Genomic DNA, 21,688 nt, shown 5'->3' on the forward strand with positions numbered 1-21,688 from the left:
TGCTGCACACTCAGTAGCAAGCCTCAGGTCAGGACACGCGAAGGAGGACAGACCATGAACCGCAGTGATGTTCTGATCATCGGCGCAGGCCCCACCGGACTGGTGCTGGCCCTGTGGCTGAGCAAACTGGGCGTACGCGTGCGCATCATCGACAAGACCTCCGCCCCCGGCACCACTTCACGGGCGCTGGCGGTACAGGCGCGCACCCTTGAGCTGTACCGGCAACTGGATCTGGCCGACGCGGTGGTACGCAACGGTCACCGGGTGGCGGCGGCGAATTTCTGGGTCAAGGGCAAACCCGTGGCGCAACTGCCGCTGAACCGGATCGGCGAAGGCCTGACGCCCTATGCCTTTCTGGAAATGTACCCGCAGGACGAACACGAGCGGCTGTTGATCGACCGCCTCGAAGACTACGACGTAACCGTCGAGCGCAACACGACGCTTGAGAGTTTCACCGAAAACGGCGACGGCCTCACCGCGCATTTGCGCCTGCCGGATGGCGAGCAGGAAATCTGTCAGGCCTGTTATCTGGCCGGGTGTGACGGCGCCCGCTCGGTCGTGCGCAAAACCCTCGACACCGGTTTTCCCGGTGGCACCTATCAGCAGATTTTCTATGTCGCGGATGTGCAGGCCAGCGGCCCGGCGCTCAACGGTGAATTGCATCTGGACCTGGATGAAGCGGACTTTCTGGCGGTGTTCCCGCTGGCCGGCGAAGGTCGTGCGCGTCTGATCGGCACCGTACGTGACGAACGTGCGGACCGCGCCGAAACCCTCGAGTTTTCCGATGTCAGCAACCGCGCCATCGAACATCTGAACGTGCACATCGAGGACGTCAACTGGTTCTCCACCTACCGCGTGCATCACCGGGTGGCGGATCACTTTCGCCAGGGCCGGGCGTTTCTGCTCGGCGATGCGGCGCACGTGCACAGCCCGGCCGGCGGTCAGGGCATGAACACCGGCATCGGCGATGCGATCAATCTGGCATGGAAACTCGCGGCAGTGCTTGGCGGCGCTGCCACACCCAGACTGCTCGACAGCTACGAAACCGAACGCATCGCCTTTGCCCGGCGACTGGTGTCGACCACCGACAAGGTCTTCAGCTTCGTCACCGCCGAAGGCCGTATGGCCGACCTGTTGCGCACGCGGCTGGCGCCATTCCTGATTCCGAAAATGGCTTCATTCGAGACCAGCCGCGAATTCCTGTTTCGCACCGTCTCGCAAATCACCGTCAACTATCGGGGCATGGCGCTGAGCGAAGGCGTGGCCGGGCACGTCCACGGCGGCGACCGCTTGCCGTGGGCCCATGATGGCGAGGGGGATAATTACGAGCCGTTACGTCATCCGTGCTGGCAGGTGCATGTGTACGGCGACACCAGCGACGAGATGATCGCCTGGTGCAATGAACATCACTTGCCGCTGCACGTGTTCGACTGGCGTCCGGCGTTTGAAACGGCAGGACTGGGGCGCAACGGCTTTTACCTGTTGCGCCCCGATACTTACGTGGCGATTGCCGACAACAGCGCGGATCCGAAGGTGATCGAGCGGTACTTCCGTGACCACGGGATCCGGCCGTTTTTCACCTGACTCAAAAACACCACAAACTAATGTGGGAGCGAGCTTGCTCGCGATAGCGGTCTGTCAGTCAATGCAGTGTTGTCTGATACGCCGATATCGCGAGCAGGCTCGCTCCCACATTGGGTTTCGCGGTTTTGCTTAGATCCCCGCCAGGGCCAGGTCCATCGCAAAGTAGGTGAAGATCAGATCCGCACCCGCGCGCTTGATCGCACCGAGGCTTTCGCGCACCACGCGATCTTCGTCGATGGCCCCGGCCTGGGCGCCGAACTTGATCATCGCGTACTCGCCGCTGACCTGATACGCCGCCAGCGGCAGGGTCGAGGCTTCGCGGATGTCGCGGATGATGTCCAGGTACGCGCCGGCCGGTTTGACCATCAGCGCATCGGCGCCTTCCTGCTCGTCGAGCAATGATTCGCGCAGGGCTTCGCGGCGGTTCATCGGGTTCATCTGATAGCTTTTGCGATCACCTTTCAGCGCGCTGCCACCGGCCTCGCGGAACGGGCCGTAGAGCGCCGAGGCGAATTTGGTCGAGTAGGCCATGATCGGAATCTGCGTGAAGCCGGCATCGTCCAGCGCCCGGCGAATCGCCCGCACCTGGCCGTCCATCGCTGCCGACGGCGCGATCACGTCGGCACCGGCACGCGCCGCCGCCACCGCTTGTTTGCCGAGGTTTATCAGGGTCTGGTCGTTGTCGACTTCATGGTTGTGCATCACGCCGCAATGGCCGTGATCGGTGTACTCGCAAAAGCAGGTGTCGGACATCACGATCATTTCCGGCACGGCGTCCTTGGCGATCCGCGACATGCGCGACACCAGCCCGTTTTCGCGCCAGGTGTCGCTGCCGTTGGCGTCCAGGTGATGGGACACGCCAAACGTCATCACCGACTTGATCCCGGCACGGGCGTAACGCTCGATCTCGCCGGCCAGTTTGCGCTCGGGAATACGCATCACGCCCGGCATGCTCTTGATCGGCACGAAGTCGTCGATCTCTTCTTCGACGAAGATCGGCAGCACCAGATCGTTGAGGGAAAACTCGGTTTCCTGGAACAGGCTGCGCAGGCTCGCATTGCGGCGCAGACGGCGTGGACGTGCTTCGGGGAACTGACTGGACATGGGGCCTTTCCTGAAAACAGCGGATGAGACGAAAGTCGTAGGGGGCGAAGCTTATGCCTTGCGGGGGACGGGGTACAAACCTGGATCAATCAACAGTGCATTACCCAGGACGCAATAATCTGCGGGCGTCATCACTATTCCTGTGGGAGCGAGCCTGCTCGCGAAGGAGGTGTATCAGAAAAAGATGTGTTGACTGACACGACGCCTTCGCGAGCAAGCTCGCTCCCACAGGGTTATTTGTGGCGTCAGGACGGGATGGTCAGGCCGCGCACAACGGCCGGCCGCGCCAGGAAGCGCTCCAGCACCCGAGTGACGTTCGGGAAGTTGTTGATGCCGACCAGATCGCCCGCCTCGTAGAAGCCAATCAGGTTGCGCACCCACGGGAACGTGGCGATGTCGGCGATGGTGTAGCGCTCGCCCATGATCCAGTCGCGCCCTTCCAGGCGGGTGTTCAGGACGCTGAGCAGGCGGCGGCTTTCTTCGACATAGCGGTCACGGGGACGCTTGTCTTCGTAATCCTTGCCAGCGAACTTGTTGAAGAAACCGAGCTGGCCGAACATCGGGCCGATACCGCCCATCTGGAACATCAGCCACTGGATGGTTTCGTAGCGCAGCGCGCCTTCCTGGGCCAGCAACTGGCCGCTCTTGTCGGCGAGGTAGATCAGGATCGCGCCGGATTCGAACAACGGCAGCGGTTTGTCCTCGGGGCCGTGAGGGTCGAGGATCGCCGGGATCTTGTTGTTCGGGTTCAGCGACAGGAATTCCGGAGACATCTGGTCATTGGTGTCGAAGCCCACGCGGTGCGGCTCGTAAGGCAGACCAATCTCTTCCAGCATGATCGAGACCTTGACGCCGTTGGGGGTCGGCAGGGAATAGAGCTGAATCCAGTCAGGGTACTGCGCCGGCCATTTCTGGGTGATCGGGAACGCGGACAGATCAGTCATGTGTAGCATCCAGTCACAAATTGAAAGCCCTGAGCATAATCCACCATCAGCGCTCTGGCTCGGGTTCTTTACGCCGCCCTCCGCAGGCTTACTTAAATCCGCAACATCCTGTGGTTAACCTCCCCTCCAACCGCTCAGATTGAACGTTAAAGTGCGGCGCACTTGAAAGGATCGAACCAAACGGGCCTCAGGGGGCTCCAAGCAAGCCATTGATGACAGGGAAAACAACCGGCGCCCATGCACCGGTGCAGAGGTTTGTCAGCCTTAACCGTACAGACTGAAGAACCTTATATCCCATGACGAACTTGATGAAAGTCGCCAAACGTTTCAAACATCGCGCGTATGTGGCCCTGCCCACCCTGCTGGCGGTCAGCGCGCTGTTCCTGTCGCTGGAGTCCAGCGAAAGCCGTGCGCAGCCAGTGGACGGCACCCAGACCCTGGTATTCCTGCGCCACGCGGAGAAACCGGCCGGTGGTCTCGGCCAGCTCAACTGCCAGGGCCTGAACCGGGCCATCGACCTGTCGACCCTGCTGCCGGAAAAATTCGGCAAGGCCGACTATGTGTTCGCCGCCAACCCGACGCGCAATGTCGAGGAAGGCGAACTGGACAACTCCTACAGCTACATCCGGCCGTTGATGACCATCAGCCCCGCCGCGATCAAGCTCGGCCTGCCGGTGAACATCGAATTCTCGGCCAACGACACCAGCGATCTGGCCCGGGAGTTGACCGACGACAAGTATCACAACTCGACCATCTACACGGCGTGGTCACACGGCTACCTTCCTGAATTGATCAACAAGGTTGCCGGCAATGCGGTGGGCGGGAAGCAGAAGATCACCGAAGATTGGGAATCCAGCGATTACGACTCGCTGTATGTGCTGACCCTGACCTGGCACAACGGCAAGGCCAGCCTGCAGAGCCACAGCTACAAACAGGGGCTGGATAACGGTCAGGAAAGCTGTCCGACGTGAGTCATCCTTCGTCTGGGACGGCCCCATCGCGGGCAAGCCCGCTCCCACAGGGTTTAGGGCGCTGCACGAATATTATGTACATCCGCAATACCTGTGGGAGCGGGCTTGCCCGCGATGAGGCCGGCAGAAGCACCATCAATTTTGCTGCTTCACCCGCTCACGCAAGTACTCGATAACCGCCTGCCGCTCCCCCGCAAACTCGATCCGCCCGCCCTTCTTCTCGCGCTGGAACACATACATCGGGTCGTAGTACTCGCGCAGCAAACCTTCGATCCACGCGCGGTGCAAATCCACCGCACCGCTGCGCCCCTGCTCCGCCAGCGCCTCTTCCATCAGGAGCAACATCCGCCGATGCCGCTCGCCGCCCAGGCGCTTCTGCACATTGTCCAGGCTGGCCAGCAGTCGCTCGGAAAACAGCGCAAAGCCTTCGTCCCCATGCACGGCGCTGAACTCGGCGGACAAATCCACCACATAATCACGCAGGATCCGCTCGACACGGTTTTCAAAACTGTCCTCCAGCCAGACCATCGGCAATTGCTGCATGCACTGATACAACGACAGCGGCAAGGCACAACTGCCGACCACCCGGCTCTCATCCTCCAGCACAAACTGATCGATGCCGGCGGCACGTTTTCTCAGAAAGTCGATGGCCAGCCGGTTCTCGAAATCGATGTTCGACGGCTGACCGGTGGCACGTTTGCCGAAACTGGAACCACGGTGATTGGCATGACCTTCCAGATCCACACTGTTGCGCAGTTGCACCAGCACCTCGGTCTTGCCGGTGCCGGTCATACCGCCCAGCAACACGAAATCACACTGGGCCGTTGCCTGTTCAAGGGTGTCGATCAGAAAACCGCGCATCGCCTTGTAACCGCCGCCGATCCGGGGGTAGTCAATGCCGGCTTCGTCCTTGAGCCACTGCTGCACGATCTGCGAACGCAGGCCACCACGAAAGCAATACAGATAACCCTCGGGATGCGCCCGGGCAAAATCCGCCCAGGCCTGAATACGTTCGGCCTTGACCGCCCCGGACACCAATTGATGGCCCAATTCGATGGCGGCTTGCTGTCCGTGGTGCTTGTAACAAGTACCGATCCGCTGACGCTCGATGTCGTTCATCAGCGGCAGATTGACCACACCGGGAAACGCGCCCTTGTGAAATTCGACCGGCGCACGGGCGTCCATCAGCGGCCGGTCGTCGAGGAAGATGTCGCGGTAATCGGTGAAGTCGACGGACATCAAATCACCTCGACGGCGGTGCTCTGTCGCTCCAGCAGTTCACCGATGGGCTCCAGTGTCAGACCCAGTTCGGCAGCGACCGCGAGAAATTCGGCATTGCCTTCAGGAGTTACGGCCACCAGCAGACCGCCACTGGTCTGCGGGTCGCACAGCACTCGCTTGTGCAATTCCTGTACCCGCCCGACGCGGCTCGAATAACTGTCGAAATTGCGCAGCGTGCCACCCGGCACGCAGCCCTGTTCAAGGTAATACTCGACGCTCTCCAGACGTGGCACCCGATCATAAAAAATGCGCGCCGTCAGATGACTGCCGTCGGCCATTTCCACCAGATGCCCGAGCAGCCCGAAACCGGTGACATCGGTCATCGCGGTGACCCCGGCCAGTTTGCCGAAACGGCTGCCGGGCTTGTTCAGCGTACACATCCAGTCCCGGGCCAGGCCGATGTCGGCGTGGCGCAGCTTGCCCTTCTTTTCCGCTGTGGTGAGGATGCCGATGCCCAACGGCTTGGTCAGGTACAGCAGGCAACCAGCCGTGGCGGTGTCGTTGCGTTTCATGAAGCGCTTTTCCACCAGCCCCGTGACGGCCAGACCGAAAATCGGTTCCGGTGCATCGATCGAATGCCCGCCGGCCAATGGAATCCCCGCTTCATCGCACACCGATCGCCCGCCGCGGATCACGTCCCGCGCCACTTCCGGCGCCAGCACATTCACCGGCCAACCGAGGATCGCAATCGCCATCAACGGATCGCCGCCCATCGCGTAGATATCGCTGATGGCATTGGTCGCGGCAATCCGGCCGAAATCGAACGGGTCATCGACAATCGGCATGAAAAAATCGGTGGTCGAGACCACGCCGCGCTCGGCATCGATTGCATACACCGCCGCGTCATCGCGCGAAGCGTTGCCGACCCACAGTTTCGGATCAAGATTCTGCGCCCCGCTGCCGGCCAGAATCACCTCCAGCACCTTGGGCGATATCTTGCAGCCGCAGCCGGCGCCGTGGCTGTACTGGGTCAGACGGATGGGCTCGGTCATGGGGGCAGTCTCCTGGCAGGGAATGACGCGAATACTAGCAGAGAGCCAATCGGGACTACGGTGTCAATCCGTCCTAAGATAACTGAAGGCATATTGACATCACCTTTCAACCAGGGAGAATCCCGTCATTGTCAAAAAAGTCAGGGATTACTTATGAAATTTCGCGTCTGCAGCTCCACGCAAGAATGGGTTATCGACAGCTGGCTGCGCGAACCTGTTACCCCTCAGGCCGAAGACGTCTACGCGATCAACATTTTCTCTTCCATCACCAGCGCTGTAAGCCGGGCATTTGATGCGACGCGCGAGACGGTGGCAGAAGCCGCGGAGAGTGTCGGAGATAAAGTCGGCAATCTGTATGACGCCACTGTCGAAACGATTTCCGATGCTGCGGACGTTGTGACTGAAGCGGCCGAAAAGGTCGGTGATGCTGTATCCGATGCCTACAACTCCACTGTCGAAACCGCTTCCAGCGCTGCCGATGTTGTGGCTGATGCGTACACCTCGGCCGTTGAGTCCGTGGTGGACGCGGCAGATAAAGTGGGTGATGTGCTTGGCGATGCCTACGACTTCACGCGTGAAACCATAACCAGCGGTTACGACAGTTCCCGCGACTACGTGGCCGAATTCGGCACGTCAATGGCAACCTACTGGAATGCCAAAAAAGAACTGGAAGAGCGTAAGGAAAAAAACGCGGAAACCCGTGGGGAAATGCGCCAGAAAGCCAAAAGTGAAGTTCGGGAAAAACGCTTCACCGAGGCATTGGCAAAAGCCAAGGCCTGCATCGATAGCCACGAAGCCTACTTCAAAATGCTGATTGCCATGCAAGCAGTCGCCCAGGCGAGCGCAGCATGCTCCGGGGTGGCCAGCAAGGAAGATAAACAGCAGATCGACGAATTCCTGATGGGAATGGGCGGCGGGTTCCTGCCAGCCAAAGTACAAAGTGCAATCAATCTGCTGTCCCTCAACCCTCCCACGCTCAAAGAAGCTTTCATTCGCGCACGAAAAGTCGGACCCGAAGCGCAGCCATTATTTGAAGAGATCATAGATTTCGTCACGACACTGAATGGCGAATTGAACCTGCCGCAAAAGGCGTTTCGCTCGGGATGGGCACAGTTGTCTGCCGCCGCTTGACAGGAGAAATACCATGACGGATCGAATTGAACGTTTCAAAGCCCGGCAGCGCCAGCAAGCGGCAATTGGCAAAGGCCCCCGACTGGTTGAATTGCCTGAGGCCGATCTCGCTCGACAATTGAGTGACATCACTATCAACCCCGTCCTGTTGGAGAAAGGTTTCACTGAAGCTGACTTTACGGTGGATCTGCACGTGTCTGACGATGAATCGGATGCGGTGCTCAAAGCGTACTCCGATGCTTTCAGCCAGCAACGATTCGACCAGTTGATCGGCGACAGCAAACGGGAAGTGTTACAGGCCATCGCAGTACCTTTCGGACTCGGTCGAGTGCTGGCGGTTTACGACAAAAAAGGGGGTAACGTCGACACCATCAATAACGCCAGAAACGAGGTGTATGCGACCGATGCTGCAGCAAAAAAATATACAGATCTGCCCGCGTACGATTCGGCCAAGTTCCATGGGCACAAGGCTTACATCGCAAAAAACGCTAAAGATACCCTCGACCAGGACTCCGGCGTACTGAAGGACGCTTACACCAACGAAACTTTCAGTCAGAACAAGAACCTGGATCCGCGCAACCTCGATCACACCATTTCGGCGAATGTGATTCATACCGATCGTGGGCGCGTACTGGCGGGCGTGGATGCGCCAACACTGGCGAATGCAGACTCGAATCTGAACCCGACCAAAAAAGCATTGAACCAGTCAAAGGGCAAAAAAAACGCCACTCAATTCGTCGAAGAGCTGCAAAAGAACACCAAGAGCCGCCAGGAAGAAATACAGCGCTTGTCCGACAAACAGGAGATGACGACCAAGGACGAAAATCGTCTGCGCTTACTCAAGCAACAAGAGGCCATCGCACAAAACCCCGACCTGCTCCTGGCCAAGGACAAAGCAGCGCGCGAGGCGTATGAAAAGAAGCTCAATGACGCTTATTACAAGAGCGAAAAATTTAAATCCGACCTCGCCAAAACCAGTCTGAAGGAAGGCGGCAAGATGGCCTTCCAGCAAGCCTTTGGCGTGATGCTGATCGAGTTTTTCAGTGCAACCTTCGACGAACTGATGGATCTGTATCGCAATGGCCGATCTCACGAGTCGTTGGTGCCTGAGTTGCGGGCACGCCTGGAACGCGTTGCGAAGCGAGTCGCAAATCAATGGCAAGCAGCCTTGGCGGCAGGCGGTGGAGGCTTTGTGGCCGGCGTTCTGGCGAATCTGGTGACCACTCTGATCAACGTCTTTGTGACCACCGGCAAACGTGCAGTGCGCATGTTTCGTGAAGGCTTCATGTCGCTGCTCAAGGCACTCAAAACGCTGCTGCTGCCCCCGAAAGGGCTCACGCTACGTGAGGCCGCCCACGAGGCGATCAAGATTACCTGCGCAGGCGGTGTGATCATTGCCGGGGTCGCACTGGAAGAAATCATCGAAAAACAGATGCTCACGATTCCTGGGCTAGGTGCGTTGGGAGCGATTCTTTCAGCAGTAATTGTGGGTGCCCTGACAGGGCTGGCCAGTACGTTTGTTGTTTACCTGGTGGATAAGTTGGATCTGTTAGGTGTTAACCGCGATCGAGAACTGGCAGGTGTCAATCACAATCTCGATCACTGTCTGGCAAAGGTGATGGAAGATAACGATCGGCTATTACTTGATCTGGAAAGCAGCTTGACGACGTGAACCTCCGCAGCACGACCCGGAACAATTCCTCTACCTGTTCCGGGTCGCGCTGGATCACACCCATCCCGCAATAGCCGGCGAAGACCGCTTCGACGATGTCCCCTACCAACATGTACAGGCCACAATCGTGTCCGAGCTGACAGATTTGATTAACAAGCAAGGTTCATTCGCTGTAAAAATAATCATCGCGCTGGGCATTTTTGCCAGCTGGGGTTATTGCGCCTTCTCTATAAATTTTTTCCCAACTGGACTAAACATAGCGGACAGCCTGGTTTTCATATTTATCGCGCTGGGTTTCGGCTTACTGTACTCAGCCTGGCTATTATTCGGATTCATGGCGTTCTTCTTCGGCCATTCTGCCTGGACTGATAAAAGCTCACGCCTCACCGACGGATTGGCATGCATTATATTTTTGTGCTTTCTGCTTTATATAGCTTTTGAACTGGGCAGTGCCGAAGCATCGATAGCCCCTCTTATCAGCGGATTTCTTTTGCACAGTTCCATCTTTCAATGGAAAAAAGACTCACCCGATCTGGATGAAGAGAGCAAACGCAACCAAACGCGCCTGCGTTGGACGATGATTTTATTTTCCATATTTGTCGTTCCAACGCTTGCACTTCCCGTTTTTGGGAAAATCATCGACAGCAGTTTTGGGTTGATCGGAATACAGCAAAAAAATGTTTCACTTGCGTTGAATGATGAAAACCAGAAAGTCGTGAGCGATGTCGCGAAGGAATTCAATCTCTCGATTTATGGTTGCTTGAAAGACGGCAATCAAACCAACATCGTTCACCACTTCAATGTTCTTTGGCACGGCCTGGGTGAACGCAGCCTAGTCCAGTTACTCGCCTATGAAAAAGGCGACTGGAAACCCAAGGCAAAAATCGAGCTGGATCGTAACGGCCTCAAAGTTTTGACACCAACCGACAAAAAAAACAGTTTCAAAACCTGTTTGACGGTAAACACTGATACGTTATTTGATATCTACGAAGACACAATAAGCGACCACGGCAAAAAGCAACTCGCAGAGTTCACCAAAGAAACAAAACGCAAACTGGAAGCAGACAATCTGAAAATCCTTTCGGCCAACATTTCCGGCCACACTGACAGAGTCCCCGTCATGAAAGCAGGTGACTCCAATCTTGCACTTTCAATGCGCCGGGCGGATAGCGTGTATGCAGAAATCAAGGATCTTTTTGCAGACTTGCCTGAATCACAGGTTAAACGACTCGGACAAGGTTCATTAGCTCCCAAATCAAACTGCCCCCGAAACCTGAGCATGCCCGAGCAGAAAGAATGCCTGGCGGTGGATCGTCGTGTAGAAATCGAACTCAAGGTTCAACTGAAGGGCAAGTAATCGTTTCCCGGCAAAAAAAAACCGCCCTTGCGGGCGGCTGAAGTGCTTCGCTCCTGAATCAGAACCCGAGGCTGAAGCTGATGGTCATCGCATGGTCGTTGCTCTCGTTTGACAGCTGCCCCGAATAGCCGATACCGAGTTTGCCGGTCGGGCTGATCTGGAAGTCCACGCCCGCTTCGACCACCGCACTGTCCTTGGCAATCGGCACGCCCTGGGTGCTGAACGAGGCGCCGCCGTCGATGAAGGTCAGGTCGGCGTCAGGTTTGGTGTCGCCGAAGGCATGCCGCCAGCCGAGGGCCGCGCGCGGGGTGAATTGCCCGCCGTTGTCCAGGGTGATGACCTTGCCGGCGCGCACGCCCAGGGTCGAAAAGGTAATGTCCTGATCAGACTCCGCCCGCAAGCGCCCTACTCCACCTTTCTCCTTGGCCTTGTCGCTATCGTAGTTGACGTATGCCAGACCGGCGAACGGTTCCAGGGCAATCCCGGCCGCTTCGATGGCATACCCGACTTCACCGAACACCTGGGCGCTGCGCGCATCGTAGTTGGCCTTCAGCCGGTCGTTGTAGGCGCCGACGCTGACGTCGCGTTTGGTCTCGATATCGTGCCAGCTGTACGCCGCGCCGAGGCGCACCGCCAAGGCATCGAATTGAGAGTTGAGGTACGCCGCCAAGTGGTAGCTCTCGACCGTGGCATCCGAGCGACGATCATGGGCATCCAGATCGCTACGGGTATAACCGGCGGCCATGCCCACACGCCATTGATCGTCGATCTGCTTGTCGGTGCCGAGCATGAAACCGCTCAGGTTGCGATCCAGCTTCGCACTGTTGCTGTCGCCGTCCGACTCGCCCCATGCGCCAAGGGCGCGGGCCCAGCCGACCATTTCGCCGTGGCAGCCGTTGCTGCTCAGCTGATTGTCGCTTGGCGCAAGGGCGCGGCGTGAATCGTCAGGGGCGCTGCATGAAGGCTGGCGCATCCGGTCGTTGACCGCGTCCCGCACGTAGCGCGAATCCTCGAGGATGGCGCTGGCGGTGCTGGCATGGATTTCCCCGGACAGACTGTCGAAGGCATTGCGCGCACCGGCCACGCTGAGATTGACGATTTCATTCTGCAACGCTGCGCCTGCCACACCGTTGCGCATCAACGCCGAGGCCGCGCTGCGCTGGTTGCGGGTGGCTGCAACATCAACGAACGAGTTGTTGTTGCGGCTGACGACCAGGTTCACGGCATTGGCGTCATACACCAGCGCCGAGTCGAGGAACGCATACTGCGGCAGATCGGCGGCGCTGAAGGTGCCGACTACGCCACCGCCGGCAGTGATCAGCGAATACACGGTGTTGCCGGTGAACGGCGCGAGGCTGTTGACCTGTAAGCCGCCACCGAGAGTAGCTGTGCCGCCGACCGCCAGTGGCGTGGCAGTTGGCGAACTCACCGTCAGGGCCAGCACGCCGTCAGCGGCGTTGGTCAGGTTGCCTGCCACGCTCAGCGTGCCCGCCTCGGCACCAGAAGAAACCACCCCGTGGTTGACCACCGAACCGACACTGCCATTACCGCTCAACCCGGCGCCATTGGCCACGGTGACCTGCCCGCCGAGCGAACCGCGTGCCGCACGGTTGCCGACTTGCAACACGCCTTGATCGACAGCAACGGTACCGCTGAACGGCTGATCGCCGGTCAACAGCAGGGTTCCGGCACCCCGTTTGGCCAAGGCACCGGTGCCACTGAGCACACCGTTGAACTGACCATTGGCATTCTGCTGGAACACCAGCGAGGCGTTGTTGAGGATGTTGCCTTGCAGGCTGAGGGTATTACCGATCAGCGTACCGCCGCTGACCGTGGTCCCGCCGCTGTAGGTGTTGGCGCCGCTGAGGATCAGAGTGCCGGAATCGAGCTTCTCGATGCCGCCACTGCCTACCAGCGGTACGGAGATTTCCGCACTGCCGCCGGCATTCACCCGCACCGGTGCCAGACTGCCGCCAGGCCCGTTGACCGGTGTCAGCGTACCGCCAGCGCCCGGAACCAGGCTGTAACCGTTAGTGAGGAACTGCAGACCGGTGAAGTTTTGATTGCCTTGCACGGTGACCGTCCCGCTCTGCCCGCCGAACACGGCGAACTGACCGTTCGACGCCAGTGCCTGGGTACCGCTCGGATCGGTCCAGTTGGTGCCCGGCCCCCATACACCGCTACCGCCACCGATGCTGCCGTCAGGATTAGTGGTGCCGCCGTTCCAGAACTGCACTTCACCCGGCGTGTTCTGCACCAGCAGGTTGACCTGATTGGCCAGCGCGGTTTGCAGGGTCAGGTTGGCCGCCGGAACCGGCAGGCTGCCGTAGACCAGACCGTTGTTGGTCAGGCTGCCGCCGTAGCTGAACAGTTGATAGACCCCGGTGCCGAAGCCGCCGGCGTTGCTGATGTTCAGCGTGCCGTCGAGGGTCAGGTTGCCGGCGACGTTGACCACGGTTGTGGAGCTGGCGGCCGAGCCGAGGGAGAAGTCCAGGTTGGTGCCCGAGGACAACGCCAGCGAACCGACCGACAATGGCGTTGCGGTTCCGCCCCCGGTCAGCGTCGCACCGTTGGCCAATTGCACGGCGCCTGCGAATACGCCGCTACCGCCGATCTTCGCGCCGCTGGCAACGTTGACGTTGGCACTGTTGAGCACACCGTTGACGTTCAGCGAACCGGCCTGCACGGCGGTGTTGCCGGTGAAGGTGTTGTTGCCGGTCAGCAGCAAGGCGCCGTTGCCGGTTTTGTTCAGGGTGCCGGCGCCCGTCAGGTTGCCGGTGTAGCTGCCGTCGCTGTTCTGCTCGAAGGTCAGCGTCGCGTTGTTGACGATGGCGCCTTGCAGGCTGCTGGTGTCGCCACGGGTGCTGCCGCCGTTCAGCGTCGTGCCGCCGCTGTAGGTGTTGGCGCCACTGAGGACGAGATCACCGCTGCCGTTTTTCACCAGACTGCCGCTGCCGGTGATCGCGCCGATCAGCGTAGTGTTCTGGTTGCCGGCCAGGGTCAGTTGCGCACCCAGGTTGATGGCGTTAGCCAGTTGCAGCGCAGAGCTGCTGTCGAGGGTGCCGTTGCCCAGCACGCTGAGAGCGCCGCTGCTGATCGCGCTGTTGTTGCCCAGGATCAGCGAGCCGCCAGACAGCTGAGTACCGCCGCTGTAGGTGTTGCTGCCGTTGAGGGTCAGGCTCGATGCGCCGGTCTTGATCAGACTGCCGCTGCCGCTGACCACACCGCCGAGGGTCAGTGCGTTGGAGCCGGCGACGGTGAGTCCGCCGTTGAGCACCACGGCGTTGGCCAGGCTGACCGCTGTGTTGCTGTCCAGCGCCGTGCCGTTGGCGGCGGTCAACACACCAGTGCCGAGGGCCGCGTTGTTGCCGACCACGATCTTGCCGCCGTTAAGCGCGGTGCCGCCGGTGTAGCCGTTGGCCGCGTTGAGCACCAGGGTGCCGGTGTCATATTTGCCCAGTGTGCCGGCGCCGTTGAGCGCCACGCCCACGGTGGCGGTGACGTTCGGATCGACCCGCACGGTCGCGTTGCCCAGCGCCCCGTTGACCAGATTCAGCGAACCGGCCGTACCGTTCTGCAGGCTGTAGCCATCAGTGACGAATTGCATGCCGGTGATGGTTTGCGCGCCGTTCACCGTGACGGTGCCCGCCGTGCCCTGGAACACTGCGAAGCTGTTGGTCCAGGCCTGATTGGTGGTGCCGTTGACGTCGGTCCAGTTGGTGGTGCCGGTGCCCCAGGTGCCGCTGCCGCCATCCACCGAACCGTTGGCGACGAGTTGGTTGCCGTCCCAGAACTGCACGGTAACGCCCGGTGCAGTGACCAGCAGGTTGATCTGGTTGGCCAGTGCGGTTTGCAGGGTCAGGTCGCCCGGCGTGACGCTGCCCGGCACGGTGCCGATCAGCATGCCGTTGTCGGTCAGGCCGCCGGTGTAGTTGATCAATCGGTACACGCCGCTGCCGAAACCGCCGATGTCACTGACATTGAGCGTGCCGTCGAGCGTCAGGTTGCCGCCGACGTTGACCAGCGCGTTACCGCCACCGGACACCGGTGTGCCGAGGCCGACGTCGAAGTTGGAGTTGGCGTTGAACACCAGCGAGTTCACCGAAAGCGTACTGCCGGTAGCGCCGGCCAGATGACCGCCATCCGCCACGGTCACCGCCCCGCCGAGCGAGCCGCCGCCGGTCAGGGTGCCGCCGCTGTTGACCAGCACACTGGCGCTGTCCAGCGAGCCGCTGACATTCAAGGTACCGGCGTTGACCGTGGTGTTGCCGGTCAGGCTGTTGAGGCCGGTCAGGGTCAGCATGCCGGTGCCGAGTTTGCTCAGTTCGCCGGTACCGGTGAGCACGCCGTCGAAAAGGCTGCTGGCGTTGTTGCCGCCGATGCTCAGCGTGTTGCCGCCGCCGATCAGTGCGGTGCCGCTGCCGGTCAAGCTGGCGAGGCTGCCGGAGCCGCCGAGATTGAGAGTCGCCGCAGCGCCGAGATTGACCCCGGCGTTGCTGCCCAGTGCCGAGTTACCCAGCGTGGTCAGGCTGCCGGACTGCACATCGAAAGTGCCGCTGAAGGTGTTGTTGCCGGTCAGCGTCAGGTCGGCCAGACCGTTCTTGGTCAGGGTGCCCGCCCCGGCGATCACGCCACCGAGGGTCAGGTTGTTGTTGCCGGCCACGCTCAGGTTGGCATTGACGTTGAGGTTGTTGGCCAGCACCAGCGGCGCCGTGGTGTCGAGGGTCGAAGCGCCTGCCACAGTCACCGCGCCGGAGCCCAGGCCCGCCGAGGTGCCGAGGGTCACGGTGCCGGCGTTCAGCGTGGTGCCGCCGCTGTAGGTGTTGATGCCGTTGAGGGTCAGGTTGGAGGCGCCGTTCTTGATCAGGCCGCCGGAGCCGCTGACCACGCCGCTGAGCGCTACATCACTGCTACCGGTATTGGTCAGGTTGGCGTTGAGCACCACGTTGTTACCCAGCGACACCGAGGTGTTGCTGTCCAGCGCCGAGGCACCGGCCACGGTCAGGTTGCCCAGACCGAGTGCGCCGTTGCTGCCGGCGGTCAGGGAGCCGGCGTTGAGGGTGATGCCACCGAGGAAGTTGTTGGCCCCGCTCAGGATCAGGTTGGCCGCGCCATTCTTGGTCAGGCTGCCGGCACCATTGATGGCTCCGCCGAGTGTCAGATCGTTGCTGCCGACGATGCCGAGGTTGCCCGCCAGGTTGATCGCATTACTCGCCGTGAAAGCGCCGCTGGCATTCAGGGTGGTGCCGTTCGCGGCGTTCAGGGTGGCCGACCCCAGCGCGCTGTTCGACGCCAGAACCAGTCCACCCGCGTTCAATGCCACCGGCCCGAGGAAGGCGTTGTTGCCGCCGAGGGTCAGGCTGGCCGAACCGTTCTTGATCAAGCCGCCGGTACCGGAAATGACACCGTTGAGGGTCAGCGCATTGCTGCCGAGGATGGTCAGGTTGCCGTTGAGTGTGGTGGCATTGGCCAGGGTCACGGCGGTGTTGCTGTCGAGTTGCGTGCCGGCGTTGGCGATCAATGCGCCAGTGCCCAACGCGGTATTGCTGCCGACCACCAAGGTGCCGCCGTCCAGTTGCGTGCCGCCGGTGTAGCTGTTGGCGCCGTTGAGTACCAGGGTGCCGGCGTCGAGTTTGTTGAGGATGCCGCTGCCGTCGATGTTCACGCCGACCGTGGCGGTCACGCCCGGATCGACCCGCATCGCCGTAGTGCCGCCAGTGCCGTTGACGGCAGTCAGCAGACCCGACGTGCCGTTGACCACGTTGTAGCCATCGGTGAGGAATTGCATCCCGGTGAACAGTTGCGTGCCGTTGACCGACACCGTACCGGCCGTGCCCTGGAACACCGCGAAGTCGCCGGCCCAGGTCTGATTCACCGTACCGCTGGAATTGGTCCAGTTGGTGCCGCCGGCAGTCCATGTGCCGGTGCCACCATCCACGGTGCCGTTGGCGATCGTCTGACTGCCGTCCCAGAAACGCAGGTTGGTGTTCGGTGCCGACACCACCAGATTCACCTGGTTACCCAGCGTCTGCACGAGGATGTCGCCGAGGCCGTATCCCACCGGTACACCGGCCACGGTCAGGCCATTGTCGGTCAGCGCGCCGATGTAGTTGAACAGCCGATAGACACCCACGCCGAAGCCGCCGGCATCGGTGACATTGAGGTTACCGTCGAGGGTCAGGTTGCCGCCGATGTCCATCAGCGACGTGGTCGATGGCGTCGCGAGGTTCGCATCGATATTGCTGTTGGCGGACAGAACCAGTGACGCGGCCGACAGGGTGGTGCCCGAGGACAACGCCAGGTGGCCGCCGTTGTTGACGTTGAGGGTTCCGAGAATCGAACCGCTGCCGGTTACGCTCGCGCCGGTATTGACGTTGACCTGGGCACTGGCCAGCGAACCGCTGAGGTTCAGGGTGCCGCCGTTGACGGCGGTGTTGCCGACGATGCCGTTGATCCCGGTCAGGTTCAGGGTGCCGGTGCCGACCTTGGTCAGGCCGCCGTTGCCGCTGAGGTCACCGTCGAAGGTGCTGTTGCTGCTGACTCCGCCCACGGTCAATGTGTTGCCGCCGCCGATCTGCACGCTGCCGCTGCCACCCAGCCCGTTGAGGCTGGCATTGCTGCCCAGATTGAGACTGGCGCCAGCGCTGACGTTGGCGCCAGATGTGTTGCCCAGCGCCCCGCTGCTCAGGGTGGTGACGCTACCGGCGGCAATGTTCAGCGCGCCGGTGAAAGTGTTGGTGCCACTGAGGGCCACGTCTTCCAGGCCGGTTTTGGTCAGGCTGCCGGCGCCGTCGATCACGCCGCTGAGGACCAGAGCGTTGTTACCGGCCAGGGTCAGCCCGGCATCGAGGGTGATGTTGTTAGCAAGGTTGAGGGCGCTGCTGTTGTCCAGCGTCGCCGCGCCACCGACGGTCAAGCCACCGCTACCCAGTGAGCCGGACGAACCGATGGTCAGGGTGCCGGCGTTCAGGGTGGTGCCACCACTGAAGGTGTTGTTGCCGTTGACGGTCAGGTTGGCGCTGCCGTTCTTGACCAGTTGCCCGGTACCGCTGAGTACACCGTTGAGGGCCAGATTTTGCGTGCCGCCGACGCTCAGCGCTGCATTGAGCACGACGGCGTTAGCCAGACTGACCAGCGGCGAACTGCTGTCGAGGGTTGCCGCACCGCCGACGGTCAAGGCGCCGGTGCCAAGGGCCGAGCTGTTGCCGACGGTCACCGTACCGGCGTTCAGGGTGGTGCCGCCGACGTAGGTGTTGGTGCCATTCAAATTCAGATTGGCCGCGCCGTTTTTCACCAGGCTGCCGGCGCCGGCCACAGTACCGGTGAGGGACAGATCGGCGCTGCCACCGATGTTCATCGCACCGGCGAGGTTGACCTGGTTGCCCAGCGTGACGGCGGTGTTGGTATCCAGCGTGGTGCCCGCCGCTGCGTTCAATGCGCCGCTGCCCAGCGCGGTATTGCTGCCGACAATCAGCTTGCCGACGTTCAGCGCGGTGTTGCCGAAGTAGGTGTTGGCGCCGTTGAGGATCAGATCGGCCGGGCCGCTTTTGGTCAGGCCGCCGACCCCGGAGACCACCCCCGAGAGCGTCAGCGCATTGCTGCCGCCAATGGTCACGTTACCACCGAGGTTGACGTTGTTGGCCAGGCTGGTCGCGGTGCTGGCGTCCAGCGTGGTGTTGTTGCCGGCGTTGAGGATGCCAGTGCCGAGGGCGGTGTTGGAGCCGACGACCAGGGTCCCTGCGTTCAGCGACGTAGAGCCGGTGTAGGTGTTGTTGCCGGTCAGGGTCAGGGTCGAGGAGCCGGTCTTGATCAGGTTGCTGCCGCCACTGATCACGCCGCCGAGGGTCAGCGGGTTGGCGCCGCCGGCGGTGAGGTTGGAGTTGAGGGCAATCGCGTTGTTCAGCGTCACGTTGGCGCTGCTGTTGAGCGTTGCGCCCGCCCCGCCCACGGTCAGCGTGCCGGTGCCGAGTGCCGCGCCGTTGCCGACGGTCAGGCTGCCTGCGTTGAGCGCAGTGCCGCCGGTGAAGGTGTTGGCGCCGTTGAGGGTCAGGTTGGCGGTGCCGTTCTTGATCAATTGACTGGCGCCGCTGAGCACACCGCCCAGAATCATGCCGTTGCTGCCGCCGATGGACAGGTTGCCGTTGAGCGCGACGTTGTTGTTGAGGATGACCGAGGTGTTGCTGTCGAGGGTCGCGGCGCTGGCGACAGTCAGGGCGCCGCTGCCCAGTGCGGCGGCGTTGCCGACGGTCAGGGTGCCGGCGTTCAACGTAGTGCCACCGCTGAAAGTGTTGGCGCCGTTGAGAATCAGGTTGGCCGCGCCATTCTTGGTCAGCCCGCCGCTGCCGCTGACTACGCCGCCGAGGGTCAGGTTGGCGTTTCCGGCGACGTTGAGGTTGCCGCCGAGGGCGACGGCGTTACCCAGCGCCACGGTGGTGCTCGCGTCGAGTGTGGTGCCCGCCGCCGTGGTCAGTGCGCCGGTACCCAGCGCGGTGTTGGAGCCGACAATCAGCGTCCCGCTGTTCAGCGCGGTGCCGCCGGAGAAGGTGTTGTTGCCGCTGAGGGTCAGGTTCGCGGTACCGCCCTTGAGCAGGCTGCCGGCGCCGCTGATGACGCCGCTCAGGCCCAGCGCCTGGGTGCCGCCGATGGTCAGCCCGCCTGCCAGCGCCACCGCGTTGGCCAGGGTCACGGCAGTGGTCGCATCCAGTGTTGTGCCGGCCGCTGCGTTCAAGGCGCCCGTGCCGAGGGCGGTGTTGCTGCCGACGAGCAAAGTGCCGCCGTTGAGCGCGGTAGTGCCGCTATTGGTGTTGTTGCCGGTCAGGGTCAGGCTGGCGCTGCCGCTTTTGGTGATCGCACCGGTGCCGGACACGATGCCGGCCAGGGTCAGCGCATTGCTGCCGAGCACGTTCAACGCACCGGTGATGCCGACGTTGTTGGCCAGGGTCACGTTGCCGGTGCTGTCGAGGCTGGTGCCGTTGCTGGTGTTGAGTACCCCGGTGCCCAGTGCGTTGTTGTTGCCGACGCGCAAGGTCCCGGCGCTGAGGCTGGTGATCCCGGTGTAGGTGTTGATGCCGTTGAGGGTCAGGCTGCCGCTGCCGGTTTTGGTCAGGTTGGCGGCGCCGCTGATCACCCCGCCCAACGTCAATGCTCCAGTGCCGGTCGCGGTCAGGGTGCTGTTGAGCGTGATCGCGTTAGCCAGCGAAATCGGCGCCGTCGCCGAGATGCTCGAAGAGCCGCCAACGGTGATGCCGCCGGTGCTGAACGCCTGATTGTTGCCGACCAGCGTCACACCACCGTTGAGCACGGTGTTGCCAGTGTAGGTGTTGATGCCGTTGAGGTTGATCTGGCCACTGCCGATCTTGGTCAGACCGCCGCTACCGGAAATCACCCCGTTGAGGGTCATGCCGTTGATGCCCTGCAGAGTCAGACCACTGGCGCCCAGGTTGATCTGATTGGCCAGCGTCAACCCGGCATTACTGGCCTGGAGAATCCCGCCGTTGGACGTCAGCACACCGCTGCCGAACGCTGCGTTGTCGTTGAACTGCGCGACACCGCCATTGAGGGTGGTCGCACCACTGACCAACGGGCCCTGCAAGGTCCAGGTGCCGCTGTTGAGGGTCAGGTTGTTGAAGTTGACGTACGTCGCGCTGGACGCCGTGCCGGTCCCGGTGGTGCCGCCGCCGAGGCCGATCGGGTTTTGCAGGATCAGCGTGTTGGTGCCGGCCGCGCCGCCATCGATCGTACCGGTCGGGGCGAAGGTCAGGTTGATGCCGATCAGCCCCCCGAGGCCGACGGAGATTTGCACACCGTCACCGAGGTTAACGCTGGAACCGGTGATTGCGTAGAAGGTGTTGGTGCTGCCTGCCCCCATCGACAAGCCGCCGGTGATGTTACCGGCGTTAGTGAAAGTGTTGCCCGCCACCGACGTCTCGAACGCCATCCGGCCGTTGATCGTGCCGCTGGCACTGTTGGTCATGTTGACTTGCGAACCGCCATACACCCCGACCACGGGCGTATCCGCAAGGGTGATCCCGCCCACTGACAATCCGGTGGAGGTGATGGTGCCGTCGTTGGTGATGGTCGTAGTGCCCGACACCGAGTTGTTCACGCCAATCCCCAGGCCGTCGATGCTGGTCAGGTTGAGGCCGAGCAACATGCCGGTGCCGCGAATGAGCCCGGTGGTGTTGTTGGCGATGCTGATCGTGCTGGTCGCGCCGGTGCCGATGAACGCACCGCCACTGAGGATCGAGACCAGGCCGAGCAAGGCCGGGTCGAGGGTGCCGGAGTTGTTCAGGTTGATGTTGGCCCCGGTCAGGTTGATGACCTTGCCGCCGAGGGTGGCGTTCATCTGCGCCCCGTTGGTGACGTTGACCGTCAGGCCGCTGGTGGCACTGCTGTAGTCATTGAGAAACAGCGGCAGGGTCGGGACGCCCGAACAGGTAATCGTGGAGCCCGCCGCCGAGCAGGTGGCGAACGCCTGCTCGCTGACACCACCGAACAGCAGTCCGGCGACACTCAGATGCACAGCAAGGGACAGTGGGGAAAAACGTGAAACGAGGGCGACACCAAACCTTGCTTCCACGGGATACTCCTTGTCGTGGCGAAAATCATCCTTGAGCAGCGTGCGTACGCGGTGCTTATTCCACACGCGAATC

At 61.4% G+C, this 21,688-nt stretch carries 10 protein-coding genes; 5 read left to right on the forward strand and 5 right to left on the reverse strand.

The features are described from left to right. The first annotated feature begins 54 nt into the window (after window positions 1–54). The gene (locus N8H71_RS18620; protein ID WP_262195105.1) at window positions 55–1,584 is read left to right on the forward strand and encodes an FAD-dependent oxidoreductase; all 1,530 of its coding nucleotides are present in this window, start codon (window positions 55–57) and stop codon (window positions 1,582–1,584) included. 129 nt (window positions 1,585–1,713) lie between these two features. Here the strand turns inward: N8H71_RS18620 and hemB are convergent, their stop codons facing one another. After that, entirely contained in the window at window positions 1,714–2,688 is a 975-nt protein-coding gene (gene hemB, locus N8H71_RS18625; protein ID WP_007958982.1) for a porphobilinogen synthase, read from the reverse strand. A 245-nt stretch (window positions 2,689–2,933) separates the two neighbouring features. Further along, complete coding sequence (locus N8H71_RS18630) at window positions 2,934–3,632, reverse strand: glutathione S-transferase family protein (protein WP_039770231.1); 699 nt, start codon at window positions 3,630–3,632, stop codon at window positions 2,934–2,936. Window positions 3,633–3,928: 296 nt separating this feature from the next. Here N8H71_RS18630 and N8H71_RS18635 point away from each other — a divergent pair, with 296 nt between their 5' ends. Next, entirely contained in the window at window positions 3,929–4,603 is a 675-nt protein-coding gene (locus N8H71_RS18635; protein ID WP_262195107.1) for a histidine phosphatase family protein, read from the forward strand. A gap of 135 nt (window positions 4,604–4,738) precedes the next feature. Here the strand turns inward: N8H71_RS18635 and mnmH are convergent, their stop codons facing one another. Both mnmH and selD read right to left on the reverse strand, forming a co-directional pair. Beyond that, window positions 4,739–5,842 (reverse strand): tRNA 2-selenouridine(34) synthase MnmH, encoded by a 1,104-nt coding sequence (gene mnmH / locus N8H71_RS18640; RefSeq protein WP_262195108.1) that lies wholly within the window; start codon window positions 5,840–5,842, stop codon window positions 4,739–4,741. Then, window positions 5,842–6,876: a selenide, water dikinase SelD gene (gene selD / locus N8H71_RS18645; RefSeq protein WP_262195109.1), complete on the reverse strand. Its 1,035-nt coding sequence runs from the start codon at window positions 6,874–6,876 to the stop codon at window positions 5,842–5,844. Before selD ends, mnmH begins: the two co-directional genes overlap by 1 nt. Window positions 6,877–7,029: 153 nt before the next feature. Here selD and N8H71_RS18650 point away from each other — a divergent pair, with 153 nt between their 5' ends. From N8H71_RS18650 to N8H71_RS18660, 3 genes are all read left to right on the forward strand, one after another. After that, window positions 7,030–8,007 (forward strand): hypothetical protein, encoded by a 978-nt coding sequence (locus tag N8H71_RS18650; RefSeq protein WP_262195110.1) that lies wholly within the window; start codon window positions 7,030–7,032, stop codon window positions 8,005–8,007. A 13-nt stretch (window positions 8,008–8,020) separates the two neighbouring features. Then, window positions 8,021–9,679: a hypothetical protein gene (locus tag N8H71_RS18655; RefSeq protein ID WP_262195111.1), complete on the forward strand. Its 1,659-nt coding sequence runs from the start codon at window positions 8,021–8,023 to the stop codon at window positions 9,677–9,679. Between the two features lie 127 nt (window positions 9,680–9,806). Further along, window positions 9,807–11,036, forward strand: a complete 1,230-nt coding sequence (locus N8H71_RS18660) for an OmpA family protein (protein ID WP_262195112.1) — start codon at window positions 9,807–9,809, stop codon at window positions 11,034–11,036. 58 nt (window positions 11,037–11,094) lie between these two features. Here the strand turns inward: N8H71_RS18660 and N8H71_RS18665 are convergent, their stop codons facing one another. Next, the gene (locus N8H71_RS18665; protein ID WP_262195130.1) at window positions 11,095–21,615 is read right to left on the reverse strand and encodes an autotransporter-associated beta strand repeat-containing protein; all 10,521 of its coding nucleotides are present in this window, start codon (window positions 21,613–21,615) and stop codon (window positions 11,095–11,097) included. Window positions 21,616–21,688: the final 73 nt, after the last annotated feature.

This window comes from Pseudomonas koreensis (genome assembly GCF_025447595.1).
GTDB lineage: Bacteria > Pseudomonadota > Gammaproteobacteria > Pseudomonadales > Pseudomonadaceae > Aquipseudomonas > Aquipseudomonas koreensis_H.